Annotated in this window: 17 protein-coding genes; 5 read left to right on the plus strand and 12 right to left on the minus strand. The window is 74.5% G+C overall.

Features of this window, described 5'->3' with window-relative positions; translation table 11 throughout:
- Positions 1–205 precede the first annotated feature (205 nt).
- From ACGF5C_RS19665 to ACGF5C_RS19680, 4 genes are all read right to left on the minus strand, one after another.
- Positions 206–1,552, minus strand: coding sequence for a uracil-xanthine permease family protein (locus ACGF5C_RS19665; RefSeq protein WP_393303497.1), 1,347 nt, complete (start codon positions 1,550–1,552; stop codon positions 206–208).
- Between the two features lie 203 nt (positions 1,553–1,755).
- Positions 1,756–2,979 (minus strand): glycosyltransferase family 2 protein, encoded by a 1,224-nt coding sequence (locus ACGF5C_RS19670; RefSeq protein WP_393303499.1) that lies wholly within the window; start codon positions 2,977–2,979, stop codon positions 1,756–1,758.
- The gene (locus ACGF5C_RS19675) at positions 2,921–4,510 is read right to left on the minus strand and encodes a hypothetical protein (protein ID WP_393303501.1); all 1,590 of its coding nucleotides are present in this window, start codon (positions 4,508–4,510) and stop codon (positions 2,921–2,923) included. The genes ACGF5C_RS19670 and ACGF5C_RS19675 overlap by 59 nt, the downstream gene beginning before the upstream one ends.
- 94 nt (positions 4,511–4,604) lie before the next feature.
- Entirely contained in the window at positions 4,605–5,240 is a 636-nt protein-coding gene (locus ACGF5C_RS19680; RefSeq protein WP_393303503.1) for an alpha-ketoglutarate-dependent dioxygenase AlkB, read from the minus strand.
- Between the two features lie 165 nt (positions 5,241–5,405).
- On the opposite strand from ACGF5C_RS19680, the gene ACGF5C_RS19685 reads away from it, so the two are divergent.
- From ACGF5C_RS19685 to ACGF5C_RS19695, 3 genes are all read left to right on the plus strand, one after another.
- Positions 5,406–7,367: a hypothetical protein gene (locus tag ACGF5C_RS19685; protein WP_393303505.1), complete on the plus strand. Its 1,962-nt coding sequence runs from the start codon at positions 5,406–5,408 to the stop codon at positions 7,365–7,367.
- 118 nt (positions 7,368–7,485) lie between these two features.
- Positions 7,486–7,734 (plus strand): hypothetical protein, encoded by a 249-nt coding sequence (locus tag ACGF5C_RS19690; RefSeq protein WP_393303800.1) that lies wholly within the window; start codon positions 7,486–7,488, stop codon positions 7,732–7,734.
- On the plus strand, positions 7,698–7,868 hold the full coding sequence (locus ACGF5C_RS19695) for a hypothetical protein (protein ID WP_393303507.1): 171 nt from the start codon (positions 7,698–7,700) through the stop codon (positions 7,866–7,868). Before ACGF5C_RS19690 ends, ACGF5C_RS19695 begins: the two co-directional genes overlap by 37 nt.
- A 25-nt stretch (positions 7,869–7,893) precedes the next feature.
- Here ACGF5C_RS19695 and ACGF5C_RS19700 read toward each other — a convergent pair whose 3' ends face one another.
- A complete protein-coding gene (locus ACGF5C_RS19700; RefSeq protein WP_393303509.1) occupies positions 7,894–8,136 on the minus strand; it encodes a hypothetical protein in 243 nt (80 codons plus the stop codon).
- Positions 8,137–8,165: 29 nt separating this feature from the next.
- Positions 8,166–8,405 (minus strand): winged helix-turn-helix domain-containing protein, encoded by a 240-nt coding sequence (locus tag ACGF5C_RS19705; protein ID WP_393303511.1) that lies wholly within the window; start codon positions 8,403–8,405, stop codon positions 8,166–8,168.
- Between the two features lie 418 nt (positions 8,406–8,823).
- Between ACGF5C_RS19705 and ACGF5C_RS19710 the strand changes: the two genes are divergently transcribed.
- Positions 8,824–9,042, plus strand: a complete 219-nt coding sequence (locus ACGF5C_RS19710; RefSeq protein ID WP_393303513.1) for a flavin reductase — start codon at positions 8,824–8,826, stop codon at positions 9,040–9,042.
- Positions 9,039–9,212, plus strand: a complete 174-nt coding sequence (locus tag ACGF5C_RS19715; RefSeq protein WP_393303515.1) for a hypothetical protein — start codon at positions 9,039–9,041, stop codon at positions 9,210–9,212. Before ACGF5C_RS19710 ends, ACGF5C_RS19715 begins: the two co-directional genes overlap by 4 nt.
- A gap of 31 nt (positions 9,213–9,243) precedes the next feature.
- Here the strand turns inward: ACGF5C_RS19715 and ACGF5C_RS19720 are convergent, their stop codons facing one another.
- From ACGF5C_RS19720 to pseB, 6 genes are all read right to left on the minus strand, one after another.
- A complete protein-coding gene (locus ACGF5C_RS19720; protein ID WP_393303805.1) occupies positions 9,244–10,296 on the minus strand; it encodes a PseG/SpsG family protein in 1,053 nt (350 codons plus the stop codon).
- Complete coding sequence (locus tag ACGF5C_RS19725; protein ID WP_393303807.1) at positions 10,293–11,015, minus strand: cytidylyltransferase domain-containing protein; 723 nt, start codon at positions 11,013–11,015, stop codon at positions 10,293–10,295. Before ACGF5C_RS19725 ends, ACGF5C_RS19720 begins: the two co-directional genes overlap by 4 nt.
- Positions 11,016–11,140: 125 nt before the next feature.
- Positions 11,141–13,039 (minus strand): class I SAM-dependent methyltransferase, encoded by a 1,899-nt coding sequence (locus ACGF5C_RS19730; protein ID WP_393303517.1) that lies wholly within the window; start codon positions 13,037–13,039, stop codon positions 11,141–11,143.
- Complete coding sequence (locus tag ACGF5C_RS19735) at positions 13,029–13,871, minus strand: hypothetical protein (RefSeq protein WP_393303519.1); 843 nt, start codon at positions 13,869–13,871, stop codon at positions 13,029–13,031. Before ACGF5C_RS19735 ends, ACGF5C_RS19730 begins: the two co-directional genes overlap by 11 nt.
- A 9-nt stretch (positions 13,872–13,880) precedes the next feature.
- Entirely contained in the window at positions 13,881–15,038 is a 1,158-nt protein-coding gene (locus tag ACGF5C_RS19740) for a DegT/DnrJ/EryC1/StrS family aminotransferase (RefSeq protein WP_393303521.1), read from the minus strand.
- Positions 15,035–16,018, minus strand: a complete 984-nt coding sequence (gene pseB, locus ACGF5C_RS19745) for a UDP-N-acetylglucosamine 4,6-dehydratase (inverting) (RefSeq protein WP_393303523.1) — start codon at positions 16,016–16,018, stop codon at positions 15,035–15,037. Before pseB ends, ACGF5C_RS19740 begins: the two co-directional genes overlap by 4 nt.
- Positions 16,019–16,078 lie beyond the last annotated feature (60 nt).

Raw genomic sequence — 16,078 nt, forward strand, 5'->3', positions numbered from 1 at the left:
ATTGCCTTACTTCCGCGCCCGTCCGGTCTTCGCCAACCTGCTCTACCGCTACTAACCCCCCCGGCAGGTGGAGGGCCGGTGGAGCCCGCACCCGGCCCTCGACCGTCCACCCTCCCGCCTACTCCCCGCGTTGATCATGAAGTTGTTGCGCGACACGCCGGTGCCGAGGACAACAACTTCATGATCAACGGGCTTAGGCCCAGGGTCAGAGTTCGGGTTCGGGGGTTTGGCGGGGGGTGGGGGTGGTGCCGCGGAGGTGGGCCACCAGGCGCATGCCGTGGTAGACGACCAGGGCGGCGGCGGTGCCCAGGGCGATGCCGTTGAAGGAGAGGTCGCCGGCGGTGAGGGTGTAGTTCGCCGCGCCGACGATCACCGCGACGGCGGCGGTCATCAGGTTCACCGGGTCGTGGAAGTTCACCCGGTTCTCGATCCAGATCCGGGCGCCGAGGATCGCGATGAGGCCGTAGAGGGCGGTGGTGGCGCCGCCGAGCACGCCGGCCGGCACGGTGAGGATCAGCGCGCCGAACTTCGGGCTGAGCCCCAGCAACACCGCCGCCACGCCGGCCACCCAGTACGCGGCGGTGGAGTAGACCCGGGTCGCGGCCATCACGCCGATGTTCTCCGCGTACGTGGTGGTGCCGGAGCCGCCGCCGGAGCCGGCGAGGACGGTGGCCAGCCCGTCGCCCAGGAACGCCCGGCCCATGTCCCGGTCCAGGTTGCGGCCGGTCATCGCGGCGACCGCCTTGACGTGCCCGGCGTTCTCGGCGATCAGCACCAGGATCACCGGGATCACCAGCACCACCGCGCGCAGGCTGAAGCTCGGCGCGTGGAACTGCGGCAGGCCGACCCAGGCGGCGTCCCGCAGCCCGTCGACCGCCTTCGGGTCCAGGTCGCCGAGCGCGGCGGCGAGCAGCCAGCCGACCAGCACACCCAGCAGGATGGACAGCCGGGCCAGGAAGCCCCGGAAGGCGACCGTGGCGAGCAGGATCGCGGCCAGGGTCACCACCGCGATCAGCGGCTGCGCCTTCACCCCGCTGCCGCTGCCGCCGCCGTCCCATGCGACCGGGGCGAGGTTCAGGCCGATCAGCGCGACGATCGCCCCGGTGACGACCGGCGGCATCAGCGCGTCGATCCAGCGCGACCCGGCGAGTTGCACGACCAGCCCGACGCCGGCCAGCGCGACGCCGGCCACGACGATGCCGCCCAGCGCCGGGCCGATGTCCCCGCCGGCCTTCGCGGCCAGCACCGGCGCGATGAAGGCGAACGACGAGCCGAGGTACGAGGGCAGCCGGTTGCCGGTGATCAGCAGGAACAGCAGCGTGCCGAGCCCGGAGAAGAAGAGGGTGGTGGCCGGCGGGAAACCGGTGATCAGCGGCACCGTGAAGGTGGCGCCGAACATGGCCACGACGTGCTGCACGCCGACGCCGAGCGTGCGCGGCCAGGACAGCCGTTCGTCGGGGTGGACCACGTCGCCGGGGCGGACGGACCGGCCGTCGCCGTGGACCGCCCAGGCGGCCCAACGGGAGCGCGGCTCGGTGGAGGACTTGGTCATGTGTCGCCCTTCGCGTCGTCAAGAGGTGACGGGGGCGCTGACGAAACCCAGGAGTCGTTTCTAGCAGAGCGCCGCCCCGCCCCACCCGCCACCCCGGCCACCAGGCACGATCGGTCCCGCACCTGATGTCCCTGTCATGCGGCCGATGGCGTTTTGTCCGGGCAGGAGGGTGCAAGATCGGCGGACGGGGACCGGGACGGGAATCAGCTGCCGGTGAGAACCCGGTCGTGGTCGGGGCCGGACTGGCGGACGATCGTCGGTGCCGGATGCGTGGGGCGGAGCGTGAGCAGGCTGCCCACCAGGCCGGAGAAGAGCACGACCACGCCGAGCGCGATCGCGGTGGCCGACGGGAGCACCACCCGCAGCGTGTCGTGCGGGTTCAGGTCGCCGAAGCCGTCCAGCCCCCAGTAGGCGACCGCCCCGACGGTGCCGGCGACGCCGGCGACGAGCAGCAGCAGGCCGACGGCGACGCTGGTCTCCAGCCGCAGCAGACGGATCCAGCGGTCGGACGCGCGCTGCGGGACGAGCCTCTCCTGCCGGCCGTAGATCTCGGCGAGGCCACCGAAGAGCACGAGCTGCATCCCGACGAGCACCATCAGGCAGGCGTACACGAGCGTGCTGACGTCGAGGCGGACCGGGCCGAGGGTCAGCGGGCCCGGGGTGAGCGCCCCCACGCCGGCCAGCCCGAGCGCGGTCAGCGCGGCGCCCGGCCGGACGAGGGTCTTGCGCGGCGCGAACACCAGCAGGAACCGCAGGTGCCGCCAGCCGTCCCGCCAGGTCCGCAGGTGCGGCGGGCGGGACCGGCCGTCCGGCGACAGGGTGGTCGGCACCTCGACGATGTCGTACCCGGCCAGCGCGGCGCGCACCACCAGCTCGGAGGCGAACTCCATGCCCGGCATGCACAGCCCGAGCGCGCGGATCCGCTCGGCGTTGAAGCCGCGCATGCCGCAGTGGAAGTCCCGGACCTCGCGCAGCCCGAACAGCCGCCGGCCGAGCCAGCTCAGGACCGGGTTGCCCAGGTAGCGGTGCAGGGGCGGCATGGCGCCCGGTGCGATGCCGCCCCGGAACCGGTTGCCCATCACCACGTCGTGCCCGGCGCGCAGCGCCTCGACGAACGGGCCGAGGTCGGCCAGCGCGTACGAGTCGTCGGCGTCGGCCATGATGACGTACCGGCCGCGTGCCTGGTCGATGCCGTTGAGCAGGGCGCCGCCGTAGCCCCGGATCGGGGCGTGCACCACCCGGGCGCCGGCCCGCTCGGCGATCTCCTGCGACCCGTCGGTGGACCCGTTGTCGGAGACCAGCACCTCCCCGACGACCCCGCACTCCCGCAGCGAGCGCAGCGCCTTGCGGACGCAGACCTCCAGCGTCTCAGCCTCGTTGAGGCACGGCAGCAGCACCGTGACCTCGATCTCCGGTTCGTTCGTCATGCTCCCCGTTGCTTTCTGCCGTGGTGGGCGCGAGCCGGTCCGGCTCGCCGTCAGCCGAGATGAGCCCGCCCGGATCGCCGTCGGCCGGCGGGCGTCCGACCGGCTCGCCGTCGGCCGGCGCGGGCCGATCCGTCGGATGTGGTGTCGAGCGCAGCCGCTGCCAGCCGAGAGCGGCGGCGATCGGGAGGAACGCCAGGGCCGGCAGGCCGTATCGGTGGTCGAACATCGAGGTGGCCACCGAGAAGACCATGATCCCGAGGCCGATGCCGGCGTACAGCAGGACGATCAGGCTCAGCCGCAGCCGGCCCCGGCGCGGCCACACCGCCCCGACCAGCGCGATCAGCACCATGGCGGCCAGGACCGGCGGCGGGGTGACGCCGTACCGGCCGTAGCCGTGCAGGAAGCGGCTGGCCGCGTTCGGCTCGACGTCCCGCGACGGCGCCGGTTTCCACTCGTAGCCGGGGCTGGCGGTGCGCGGCACGCAGTCGTAGTCGGCCGCCCAGTCGGTCGGCGCGGGCTGCGGTCGCCACCAGTTGGCCAGGCACGACTCGGTCGGCGCGAGGGGGGCCGGCCAGAAGTAGCGCGCGGTGTCCGACGCCACGGCGGCCAGGTAGTCGCCGGGCTGCTGGCGGAGCACCTCCCGGGCGAACTCGTCGAGGTCCTCGGGGCGTTCGGCGTCGCGGATGGGGCTGTCCCGGTTCCAGATGAACCAGTCGGGTCGGGCGGGGCGCTGGTCCAGCGGCTGCGTCGGGCAGAGCTTGCGCAGCCCCGGCCGCAGTTCCAGCCGGTCGCAGTCGGCGATCTGCGCGGTCCGTCCGTAGAGGAACTTCCCGCCCTCCAGCCCGAGCGCGCCCTTGACGGTGCCGATGCCGGCGAAGGCGGCGCCGAAGAACACGACGATGCCGAGCAGGTACGCGGCGGGTGCCCGCCAGCCGCGCCACGGCACGAGGAGGAACAGCAGCAGGGCGCCGAGGGCGACCACGCCGGTGGGTCGGGTCGCCATGCCCAGCGCGACGGCGACGCCCGCGCCCAGGGCGGCGAGCGTCCCGGGCCGTTCCCGGCGGACCAGCAGCAGAGCCGCGACGGCCAGTGTGGTGGTGAACAGCGTCTCGGTGAGCAGGTACTGCTCCAGCGTGAGCTGGGTGGCGTCGAGCAGGATCGGCGTCGCGGCGAGCGTGGCCGGCCACGGGCCGACGCCCAGGCGGCGCAGCAGCAGGTAGGACGCGACGCCGAGGGCGAGCCCCGCGAGGTGCTGCAAAGCCACCACCGTGGCGACGGTGCCGGTCCACTCGAAGGCCTTGAGCAGCCACGGGTACGTCCACCGGGCCGGCATGTCCGGCCACTGTGCGGAGAGCCTGAGGTACGTGCCGGAGTCGCCCTGGAACCACAGCGCGGGCGGGTACGCCGCCATCGTCGTGATCCGCAGCGCGAGGCCGGCGGCGAGCACGACGACGAGCCCGACGTGGCGACGCAGCAGGGCGGGGAGCGAACGAGCGCCGGCACGACGTGCGGCCGGGCGTCCAACGAGCACGGAAAGCTCCAGGAGACAGCGGAGAGTGATTGAGTGGTCAAGCTAACACGGCGACCGGTGACGGTGGGTGCACCGACCCGGACCCGAGGGCGGCTCAGGCGACGCCGGCGGGTCGGAACTGGACGCTGACGCGGGGCCCGACGGGGCGGGCGCTCTTCGGCACCGCGTGCTCCCAGGTGCGCTGGCAGGAGCCGCCCATCACCACGAGGTCGCCGTGCCCGAGCGGGAAGCGCAGGCTGTCGCCACCGCCCCGGGGCCGCAGCAGCAGCGTGCGCGGCGAGCCGAACGAGACGATGGCGACCATCGTGTCGGTGTGCGCGGAGCGGCCCTGGGTGTCGCCGTGCCAGGCGACGCTGTCCCGGCCGGAGCGGTAGAGGCACATGCCGGCGGTGACGAAGGGCTCGCCGAGCTCGGGGGCGTAGTGCCGGGTGAGCGCGGCGCGCGCCTGCGTGAGCAGCGGGTGCGGCAGCGGCCGGTGGCCGGAATACCAGCACAGCAGCCGCGGCACGTCGACCTCGGCGTCGTACATCGTGCGGCGCTCGGCCCGCCACGGCACGTCCCGCAGCAGCGTGTCGAAGACCTGGTCGGAGCCGGCGACCCAGCCGGGAAGGTGGTCGACCCACGCGCCCCGGGTGAGCGGGTGCCGGCGCAGCCGGCCGGCCAGCGGCCCCAGCGACGGCCCCGCGTCGGTCAGGTCCAGCATCGACGGCTGGTAGGCGCCCCCGGTCATCCGCCCAGCGTACCGGCCCGGTTGGCACAGGTGTACGACGCGGGGATCTCGTCGCCCGCCCGTCACCTGGCGCACACGTCGGCGTCGCCCGGCGTCGGCGGGCCGCCCCTACCGTGAGGCGGCTCCGTCCGGGCCCGGGCGGGCCGCGCGCCGAGGAGACGACCAGTGCAGAGCAGTTCCACCCGCGTGCCGGTGGCGCCGCGCCCGGCGGCCCCGCCGCAGGCCACCCCGGTCCGCCCGGCCCGCCGACCCGCGGCCGTCGTCGGTTGGCTCGCCGCCGCCTGGGTCGTCCCGGTGCTGGCGTACGCGCTGGGCGTGGCCGCCGTGCTCCCGCCGCTCGTGCTCGTGCTGACGGCCGCGCTGCTGCGGGTCGGGCGCACCCTGCTGGACCGGCTGGTGCTGGCGACGGCGCTGCTGCTCGGGGCGCTCTGCGCCGCCGCCCTGCTCTTCTCGGTCTGGCCGTGGGGCCTGCACCCGGTCCCGGTGGCCGGCACGGCGCTGACCGCGCTGCTCGGCCTCGCCCTGGTCACCGGGGTCCGGCCGGGCCTGCCCCGCCCGGTGGCGGCCGACGCGGCGCCGGTCGTCGCGGCGGCGTTGGCGACGCTGGCCCTGGCCTGGCCCTACCTGCGCGCCGACGGACTGGCCGGCCGGCTCGCGTACGCGATGACGGGCGAGGACAACAGCCGGCACCTGGCTGCCGTGGAGGCCATCCGAGCGGTCGGCGGCTACCTGTTCAGCGACCCGGACGGCGCGGCCCGGATCGCGCCCGAGGCGATGGTCTGGTACCCGCAGGGCTTCCACGTGACGGCCGCGCTGCTGGACGGCTTCCTGCGGTCCTCGACCGCGCCCGGCTCGGCGACGAGCACCCTGGACCACTACCTCGGCTGGTCGCTGGCCGCGTACGCCCTGCTGGTGCTCGCGGTGCTCTGGGCCGCCGCGCGGATCGCCGGCCGGCTGCTCGACCCGCTGCGCGCCGCCGCCCTGGCCGGCGCGGTCACCGCGCTCGCCCTGGGCTCGGAGCTGGCCCGCTTCGTGGTGTACGGCTACCCGGGGGAGAGCCTGGGCCTGGCGCTGACCGCGATCCTGGTCGCGCTGGTGTGCCGTCCGGTGGACCGCACCGGCACCCAGCTCTGCCTGCTCGGGGCGCTCTGCGTCGGGGTCGGGTTCGCGTACCTGATGTTCCTGCCGGTGGTCGGGGCGCTGGTGCTGGCCTGGCTGGTCCGGCACCGGCGGGCGGTGCGCCGGCGGCCCTGGCTGGCCGCGACGGTGGCCCTGGCCACGGCCGTGCTCACGCCGCTGCCGAGCGTGGCGGGCCTGCTCTTCACCGACCAGGTCGACAACGCCGCGACCGGCGGCGGCGTCTTCCCGCGCTACGACGCCTATCTGGCGCTGACCGGCGTGGTCGCCGCGGGGCTGCTCGCCGGCGGCCTGCGGCTGCCGGTGTGGCGCCGGTACGCGGGCGCCCTGGGCGCGTCGCTGGCCTTCGCGGCCGGCTTCCACCTCTGGTTCACTCTGCAGGGCACCGACCCGCGCTACTACTACGGCAAGACCCTGCACCTGCTGCTGGTGGTCCTCTTCGTCGGGGTGGGCGCGGTGTTCCTGCTGCGGCCGGTCCCGTGGCGCGCGCGGCGCCACCCCGGCCGGTCCGGCCCGGTCGCCCGGGTGCTCGTGGCGCTGTCGCTGGTGGCGGCGACAGCCGGAGTGGCCGGCGTGGCGCGCGGTGGCGGGATCTTCGCCCAGCCGTTCGGCGCCCGCAGCACCACCTGGGCGGCGGCCTGGTGGTCGGGCCTGCTGGACCGGCCCCGGCAGGCCGACGTGACCGTGCGCGCGCTGGCCCACGCGCCGGTACGCGCCGGCGAGGTCACGGTCGTGGTCAGCGAGCACCGGCGGGAGGGCTACCTGGAGACGCTCTTCCTCGCCACCCTCCAGGGCACCCACGGCGACTCCGCGCCCGCGTTCTACAACCTGCCGCTGTCGGAGCCGGCCCGCTCGGCGGCCGTGGTGGAGCGGGAGCGGCGGCCGATCCGCTTCCTCGCCACCGGGCCGGAGGCCGCGGCGGTCGTCGAGGGTCTCCTGGCCGAGCGGCCGGAGCTGCGCTCCCGGGTCACCCTCGACCTGCTGCCCTGACGGCGGCCGTGAGTAGGGTGCCGACGTGCTCATCTCCCAGTACACGTACTTTGCCTTGAGTTCGACACAGGTGTCGGCAGTCCAGATCACCGCCCGGCTCGGCATCGAGCCCGATGAGGTGATCATTCGCGGCAGCCGTCGGGAAGAGCCGGTAATACCCGCCATGCATCGCTGGAAGGTCACTTGCCGCAAGCCCGGATTGACCGTCGACGAACAGGTCGCACGGATTGTGGACCGCTGTTCGACAACGCCGAACGCATTGGCGCACTTGCCGATGAGTTGGGGCGGATCGACGGGACGTCGTGCGCGAGCACGCTGCAAGTCGTCCGGGTGTTCGAACACCCGGACGGTGAGGAGGAGGACCTGAGCAGCCCGGTCGAAGGCTGGCAGAAGCTCCCTGGGCAACACCAACTGTTGGGCTGGCATCTCGACGGCCGAGCACTGGAGTTCCTTCGGCTGACGGGAGCGGAACTGGACGTGGACGAGTACGCCTACGGATGAAGCACTCAGGTCGACGATTTCGGGTTCAGTTGGTGGTGGGCGTCGCGACCCACCAGTCTGGTTTTTCTTCGCGCCAGGTTAGCTGGCCTGTGTAGTTCCAGTGCCTGCGGAGGTGTTCGAGGAGGTCTTGTTGGGCGGCCTCGATGGGTGCGTCTGGTGGCGTGTCGGGTAGGTCGCCGCATCCAACGGCTTCTGGTGTTTCCCAGACCGAGATCCGCCACCGGTCGGGCGTCCGGTAGAGCAGGACCTGTTGGACGACCCTGTTCATGAGGCTCCCTGCCTGCTGCCTGTAGGCGGCTACTCGGCGACGAAGACGCCCACGCCGGGCAGCGTCTCGGTCATCCCCTTGATCCGTAGCACCTGCATGGCGCGGTCGATCACCGGCTCGGTGACCCCGTAATGCTCGATCAACTCTCGCCGGCTGGGCAGCTTGGAGCCGGGCGAGAACTCGCCGGCCGCAATGCGTTCGGCGAGGTCATCGGCGATCTGCTCGTAGCGGTAACGCGGTGGCACGGTGTTCCCCTCGGTTGGCAACACGAGTAGACCACCTACGTCAGCCCTTGACTACCCAACGGTACCTATGGGAGGTTGCCGAGGAGGTCGATTCCCCCGGTTGGCGCTGTGGGCCGCCCTCGCCGGCGTGGATGCCCGGGCGCATACCCGCGATCGGGCATCCATGCCTCCGGACACCTGCGGCACGAGGAGGCGGCCGTGATCCCTTCCATGTCTTCAACAGGGCGATTCATGACCGAAGCCGCAGGGGCGAGCCGATGAAGCGGGTCTCTTACGACGAGTACGTCCTGGCAGTGGCGCTGACCCTCGCGCGCCGCCATCGGCCGGTCTGGTCATGGCGGCAATGGCGACGCGTCTGCCGGTGCGGAAGCGACCTGCCGTGTCGAAGCCGTCATCTCATCCCGATCAACCGTGGTCACTGGCCCCGCCAGAACGGCCCGAGATGACGACCCATCGTCCGATCGTGCCGACCTGGACGTGCGGCGGCTGCGGCACCGAGTGGCCCTGCCAGACCCGCCGCCGGGAACTGGTGGCCGAGTACGACCGCGCCCCGGTGTCGCTGGCCCTCTACCTGGCCGCCCAGCTCGTCGATGCCGCCCATGACCTGGCCCACGTTCCCGCCGGCCGCCTGCACCACCGGTTCCTCGGCTGGATCCGATGAGCATCCTGCGGGCCGGCGATGAGAAGTTCCACTACAGCGACGGCTCCCACCGGTGGATCCCGCCGGACCCGGACTACGACCAGGAGGTCTGGGACGAGCAGGTCCGCCAGCACAAACTGGGCCACCTGAGGAACGAGAGGCCGAAGGTGCGCATCCAACGCCTCGTCTGAACCCAGCAGTGCCGGCGGTTCCCCTCCGGGATCAGGCCGGCGTGGCGGCGAGGGCGGCGAGCACCGCGTCGGCCACCCGGCCCCGGCCCAGGCCATCCACGGTGGACCAGGCGCGGGCGGAGAGTGCGGCGCGGCGCTCCGGGGAGGCGAGCAGCCCGGTGAGGGTCCGGGCGGCGGCGGCCCGCGCCGCCCGCCCCGGCACCCCGGCGGCGGCCAGCTCCGGCAGCTCGCCGAGGCCGGCGACGAGACCGTGCGCGACCACCCGCTGGTACGACTCCCGCTGGTTGTCCACGACGCAGACCAGCGCGGACGGCGCGCCGAGGCAGCACAGCTCCCACGTCGACGTGCCGGCCGCGCTGACCACCAGGTCCGCCGCGCCGATCAGCGCGGGCAGCTCGTCGGTGGGCGGCACCGGGCGCAGCGACTGCCCCCGCCCCGGCGGCACCGCCGCCAGTTCCGCCTCCACCTCGGGGCGGCCGACCACGACGGTGAGGTCCATCGGGTGCCCGGTGGCCAGCAGCACCCGGGTCAGCACCGGGGCCGCCCCGACCGCGTCGGTGCCGCCGAAGAACGCCAGCACCCGGGGCCGGCCCACCGCCGTCGCGGGCCGGGGCGCCGCCGGCCGGGCGGCCACCACCGAGTCCCGCAGCAGGGCGTACGCGCTGCCGGCGAGCAGCCGGCCGGCCGGCGCGACGGTCGCCGCGCCGAAGTTCTGGTCCAGGTAGAGGTCGGCGTCCTGCCCCCGGGTGTCGCCGTCGACGACGGCCAGGGTCAGCACGCCCGCCGCGCGCAGCGCGCCCGCCCCGGCCGGGTCCAGCTCGTAGGAGTCGAGCACCATGACGTCCAGCGCGTGCCGGCGCGCGGTCGCCACCAGCTCCTGCGGGGTCTCCGGGCCGGGGTGCAGCGGGATGCCGCGGGCGGCCAGTTGCGCGCCCGCCCAGCCGACCCGCTCGACGGTGCCGAACATCTCGACCCGGGCGCCCCGGGCGAGGAACTCCTCGCCGAGGGCGAGACAGCGGACCAGGTGCCCGACGCCGCGCCGCGGCCCGGCGTCGCAGCGCAGTCCGACGCGTAGGGTGCTCAGGACTCCTCCAGCCGCTTCTGTCGTACGCCGGCGTTGACGGCACGCAGCGCCGGTTGCCCGTCGAGCCAGTCGGCGAGCTTGGCCAGCGGCACGCTGACGTCCCCGAAATGGTCGGTCACCGCCCGCACCAGGGTCCAGTCGGCCTCGGTGTCGAGCGTGAGCCGCAGGTCCGACCGGTCCGGGGTGAGCGTCACCCCGAGCACCCGGAACAGCTCCGGGCGGGAGTACGCGTACGAGGTCACGTGCACCCGGTGGTGGTCGGTGGCGAGCCGGTCCAGCGTCCGCAGCGTCTCCGCCCGGACGATCTCCACGTCCAGGCCCCGGGGGAGGGTACGGGCGATGGACGTGCTGGCGTAGTCGAGCCCGGGCACCGCGCGCCAGACCGCCGCGACCAGCGTGATGATCTCGGGGTCGAGCAGCGGGCAGTCGGCGGTGAAGCGCATCACCGCGTCGCCGGGGTAGGCGTCCAGCGCGCCGACGAAGCGGGTGAGCACGTCGTCGACGGGCCCCCGGTGCCACGCCACGCCCAGTCGGTCGCACTCAGCCACCACCGCGTCGTCGGCGGGCTCGGTGCTGGTGGCGACCACCAGGTCGGCGAGGACGGCGCTCTCCCGCGCGGCCCGCACCACCCGGCCGAGGACGCTGCGCCCGGCGAGCGGCCGGAGCACCTTGCCGGGCAGCCGGGACGAGCCCATCCGGGCCTGCACGACGCCCACGATCCGTGGGCCGGCCCCGGCCGTGCCCGCCTCGGGCGGCCGGCCGGCTCCCGTCGGTCCGGGTGCCGGCCGGGGGCCGGCGGCGGTCTGGTCGGGCGCCGCCGGGGTGCCGGCGGCCGGTGCGTCGGTCACTGTGTCTCCTCCGGCTTCGGGGCGAGGGCCTCTCGGGCCCGGCGCTTGGCCGCCCGGGCGCCCCGCTTCGCGATCCGCGCCGGGGCGATGGCCAGCCGGCCCACCCGGTAGCTGAGCGAGCCGCTGAGCAGGTGGATCGTCGCGTCGGCGCGGCGCAGCGCCCGCTCCCGCGAGGTGAGCAGTTCCTCGGTCCACTTGAGCAGCGCGGCCAGCCGGGTCAGCTCCTCGCGCTGGCGCAGCCACGCCTCCCGCAACTGCTGGTAGCTGCGACTGCCGATCGGTGGGTCGGTCGGCTCGACGGCCCGCAGCTCGGTGGCGAGGGCGACGCGCCCGTCGGCGTCCAGCCCGTGCAGGGCGGCGGCGATCGCCGCCTCGGCCTCCACGGCCGCGGCGACGGTCGGCCGGTCCAGGTCGTGGCCGGCGACGCCGCCGAGCACCACGGTCAGGCCCGCCACGTCCAGCGTGGACGTCCACGGGTGGGCGTACCCGCCGGTGAGCAACTCGGCGGCGAAGCGCCACAGGCTCCGGGCGAGTACCACGTCCACGGCGAGCGGTTCGGCGGCCCGCCAGCTCGGGTCGAGCACCGCGTAGGCGTCCCCGGTCACGACGACGTTGTCCACGCTGGCCAGCCCGAACGGGCCGGCGAGCCGGCCGTCGGCGTCGACCTGCCCGGCGAGCCAGCGCGCGTACCCGCCCAGGAGCCGGCGCAGCGCGTCCGTGTCCCGCCGCAGGCAGCCGTCCAGCAGCAGGGTGCGCAGCAGGCGCCCGTCCGGCACCGGCCCGGTGAGCGCCCCCGGGTCCCGGTACGCGGCCAGCCGGCTGGCGAACGGCGCCGCCGCCGGCCCGCCCCGGGTCTCCGCCTTGGCGGCCCGCCACCGCCAGCCGTCCGGGCCGTCGACCACCTCGACCACGCCGGCCCCGGGTGGCCCGGTCTGCACCAGCGCCACGGGCAGGTCGGCGCGCCCCCGAGCGGCCGGGTCCACAACAGCCGGGTCCGCAACAGCCGGGTCCGCAACAGCCGGGTCCGCAACAGCGGGGTCCGCGCCGGCCGGGCCTACGGTCGCCGGGGCGTCGGACTTGCGGGCGAGCACCAGCCAGGCCGGCGCCAGCTCGCCCGCCCGGCCGGCGTGCAGCGCGTCGACCGCGAGCCGGGCCGGGTCCTGGAGCACCGTGCCCCGGGCGACGGCGCGGGAGCACGCGCCGTGCAGCGCCGCGTCGAGGAACCCGGACGTGGTCCGCCGAGCCAGCGCGCCCGTGTCGACCAGCGCGGTCGGCGCCGCCGGGTGCGGGTACGCGGCGAAGCAGGCGTCCGCGCGCAGCCCCCGGGCGCCCAGCCGCCCGCGCAACTGCTCCAGGTTGGCCGGGCGGTCCGCGTCGAGCACCCCGCCGATCAGCCAGGCGGAGTCGTCACGCCCGGCGTACCAGGGGGAGGTGGCGACGAGCCGGTGCAGGCCGAGCGGGTTGTCCAGGCGCAGCAGCAGCGCGCCACCGGGGCGCAGCGCCGCCGTCAGGCGGTCGAGCACGCCGGTCCAGCCGAGCCGCGTCCCCTCCACCGACTCGACCGCGTCCAGGCCGGCGGCGGCGATCACCACGTCGAACCGCTCGCCCGCCGGCAGCCCGGCCGGGCCGGCCACCACGACCTGCGCGGCGCGCTCGGCGAGGGCGACCCCGTCGGGGTGGCTGCGCAGCAGGCAGGTCACCTCGGCGTGGGCCAGCCGGTCGAGCAGCGCGGGGTCGTGCGGCCCGGCCAGCAGCACCCGCGCGCCGGCGGGCACCACGCGGGCGGCCAGCGCCGCCAGCGGCCCGCCCTCGGCCAGGCGCTCCGCCGGCAGGTCGGACCAGGCCAGCATCTCCCCGCCCGGCAGCGCGATGCGCGGCGCCGTCTCAGTCGTCACTCTCGTCCTCCTGGAGGTTCGCCCACCCGAGCAGCTCGCGCAGCTCGGCCGGCGTGCAGCGGTGGTCGGTGCCCAGTTCGGCGCGGGCGATCGAGACGGCGGTGGGCAGGTCCACCTGCTCGCCGTGCAGCTCCGGCCACTGGCGGCGGATCCGGGCGGTCCCGCCGAAGGTGGGGTCCTCGTCCGCGAGCACCATCGGGTCGCCGTACACGGCCGGCTCGCAGCCGGCGGCGATGCCGTAGAAGATGGCGCTGGTCAGCCGGTTCGACGCCACCCGCCGGTGCCGGCGCAGCTCGGTGAGCTGCTTGTCGAGGAAGAGCGGGTCGGTGTCCTTCCACCAGTGGCCGCGGTAGCCGTGGCAGATCACCCGGAAGCCGGCGTTCTCGTAGAGCCGGCGCACCCGGCGCATGCCGTACTCGTGCCAGTAGAGGCAGACGGTGACCGGGCCGGGCTCGGTGTCGCGGATGCGGGCGATCAGCTCCCGGTGGTCGCCCCGCACGTGCTGACCCTCCCAGCCGTGGAACGGGTACCAGATGGTGCCTTCCCGTGCCGACTCCGGCGGGTCCTCCGGCCGCATGGCCAGCAGGTACGCGAAGGGCGCGCCGACGACGGTGACGTTGCGCCGCCCCACCGACCAGGCCCGCCGCCGGGTCTGCTCCGACCACAGCAGGCTCGGGGTCCGCTCGGCGTACGGGTGGCCGGGGGCGAGGCCGTCGCCGATGTTCCAGCCGTGCTGGACGTACCCGTTGATCCGGGGCGGATGGCCGTCGCCGAGCCCGGCGTAGCGGGCCAGCACGTGGGCGTGGCCGTAGAAGTGGTTCGCGTGGTGCATCGGGTCCCCTCAGGCGGCGGCACGGGCCGTGGCGGCGCGCAGCGCCGTGCCGAGGGCGTCGATGACGCGGTCCTGGTCGGCCTCGGTGAGGTCCGGGAACAGCGGCAGGGACAGCTGCTGCTCGTAGAACGACTCGGCCACGGGGCAGGACCCGCGCCGGTAGCCCAGGTCGGCGAAGGCCGGGTGCCAGTGCACGGGGATGTAGTTGACCTGCACCCCGATGCCGGCGGCGCGCATCCGGTCGTACACCTCGCGGCGGCGCCCGTCGAGCACGCGGATCGGGTAGAGGTGCCATGCCGGGGCGGCCCAGGACCGCCGGCCCGGGGTCAGCACGCCGGGCAGGTCGGCCAGCGCCTCGTCGTAGCGGGCGACCAGGCGGGCCCGGCGGGCCAGGAAGTCGCCGAGCCGACGCAACTGGCTGCGGCCCAGCGCGCAGAGCACGTCGGGCAGCCGGTAGTTCAGCCCGAACTCGTGCACCTCCTGGTGCCAGCCGCCCTCGTCCGGCCAGCGCTGCTCGTCGCGTTCCCGGACCAGGCCGATGTTGCGGAACCGGCGCGCCCGCTTCAGCAGGTGCGGGTCGGTGGCGGCGACCGCGCCGCCCTCGGCGGTGGTGAGGTTCTTCGTCGGGAAGAACGAGAACGTGGTCAGGTCCGCCAGCGAGCCGACCGGCCGCCCCCGGTAGGTGGCGCCGATCGAGTGCGCGGCGTCGGCGAGCAGCAGCGCGTCCGTGCCGGCGATCGCGGCGCGCAGCGCGTCGTAGTCGGCCGGGTGGCCGGCGTAGTCGACCGCGGAGACCACCCGGGTCCGGCTGGTCGTCGCCGCGGCGACCGCCGCCGGGTCGAGGGTGAACGTCTCGTCCTCGACGTCGGCGAAGACGATCTTTGCGCCGAGTGCGACCGCGCTGCTGGCGGTCGCCACGAACGTCATGGGCGGCACGATCACCTCGTCGCCGGGGCCGACCCCGGCCGCCGCGTACGCCACGTGCAGCGCCGCGGTGCCGTTGGAGACCGCCGCGCAGCCGGCCCCGCCGGTCCACGCCGCCAGGTCGGCCTCGAACCCGTCGACCTGCGGGCCGGTGGTGAGCCAGTCGCTGCGCAGGGCGGCGACCACGGCCGCGACGTCGTCCTCGGTCACCGACTGCCGGCCGTACGGGAGCAGCCCCGTCATGCGGCGATGCCGAGCATGTCGCGCAGCTGCTCCACGCTGAGCCACTCGTCGTTGCTGTCCGACTGGTACGCGAACCCGTCCGGCACCGGCTCGCAGCCGACCGGCGGCTGGTAGCCCCAGGTGGCGATGGTCGGCTGCACGATGTAGCGGTCCTTCGCGCGCAGGGTCCGGCGGCTGTCGTCCGGCGCGATCATCTCCTCGTGCAGCTTCTCGCCGGGGCGGATGCCGACCTCGTGCGTGGTGGCCTCCGGGGCGACCGCCTCGACCAGGTCGAGGATGCGCATGCTGGGAATCCGCGGGACGAACAGCTCGCCGCCCTGCATCTGGTCGAACGAGTCCATGACGAACTGGACCGCCTGGTCGAGGGTGATCCAGAACCGGGTCATCCGCTTGTCGGTGACCGGCAGGCTCTTGCCCTCGGCGGCCAGCCGGCGGAACAGCGGGACGACCGAGCCCCGGCTGCCGACCACGTTGCCGTAGCGGACGACCGCGAACCGGGTCGGGTGCTGCGCGGCGTAGTGGTTGGCCGAGACGAACAGCTTGTCGCCGACCAGCTTCGTCGCGCCGTACAGGTTGATCGGGCTGGACGCCTTGTCGGTGGAGAGCGCGATGACCTTCTTGACGCCGGCCTCGATCGCCGCGTCCACGACGTGCTGCGAGCCGGTGATGTTGGTGGCGATGAACTCCGACGGGTTGTACTCGGCGGTGTCCACCTGCTTGAGCGCGGCGGCGTGCACCACGTGGTCCACCCCGTGCATCGCGCGGGTCAGCCGGTGCCGGTCCCGGACGTCACCGATGAACCAGCGCAGCCGCGGGTCGTCGCCGAGCTGCTGGCGCAGCTCGTACTGCTTGAGTTCGTCGCGGGAGAACACCACCACCCGGGCCGGGTCGGCCTCGGTGAGGACGTGCCGGAGGAACGTCTTCCCGAAGGAACCGGTTCCGCCGGTGATCAGAATGGAAGACCCATTCAACTCGCTCAATTGGTGCTCCCGTGGTCGTGGTTGTTTCCGCGGCGACCTTGCCCGGTCGACCGGATCGAG

The organism is Micromonospora sp. NPDC047620, assembly GCF_043205005.1.
Classification (GTDB): domain Bacteria; phylum Actinomycetota; class Actinomycetes; order Mycobacteriales; family Micromonosporaceae; genus Micromonospora.

What these genes read in the sequence shown, in the direction of transcription:
- ACGF5C_RS19710 (WP_393303513.1), top strand. Translation starts at nt 8,824, where the DNA reads ATGACGACCCATCGTCCGATCGTGCCGACCTGGACGTGCGGCGGCTGC.
- ACGF5C_RS19715 (WP_393303515.1), top strand. Translation starts at nt 9,039, where the DNA reads ATGAGCATCCTGCGGGCCGGCGATGAGAAGTTCCACTACAGCGACGGC.
- ACGF5C_RS19735 (WP_393303519.1), bottom strand. Translation starts at nt 13,871, where the DNA reads ATGCACCACGCGAACCACTTCTACGGCCACGCCCACGTGCTGGCCCGC.
- ACGF5C_RS19700 (WP_393303509.1), bottom strand. Translation starts at nt 8,136, where the DNA reads ATGAACAGGGTCGTCCAACAGGTCCTGCTCTACCGGACGCCCGACCGG.
- ACGF5C_RS19740 (WP_393303521.1), bottom strand. Translation starts at nt 15,038, where the DNA reads ATGACGGGGCTGCTCCCGTACGGCCGGCAGTCGGTGACCGAGGACGAC.
- ACGF5C_RS19670 (WP_393303499.1), bottom strand. Translation starts at nt 2,979, where the DNA reads ATGACGAACGAACCGGAGATCGAGGTCACGGTGCTGCTGCCGTGCCTC.
- ACGF5C_RS19665 (WP_393303497.1), bottom strand. Translation starts at nt 1,552, where the DNA reads ATGACCAAGTCCTCCACCGAGCCGCGCTCCCGTTGGGCCGCCTGGGCG.
- ACGF5C_RS19680 (WP_393303503.1), bottom strand. Translation starts at nt 5,240, where the DNA reads ATGACCGGGGGCGCCTACCAGCCGTCGATGCTGGACCTGACCGACGCG.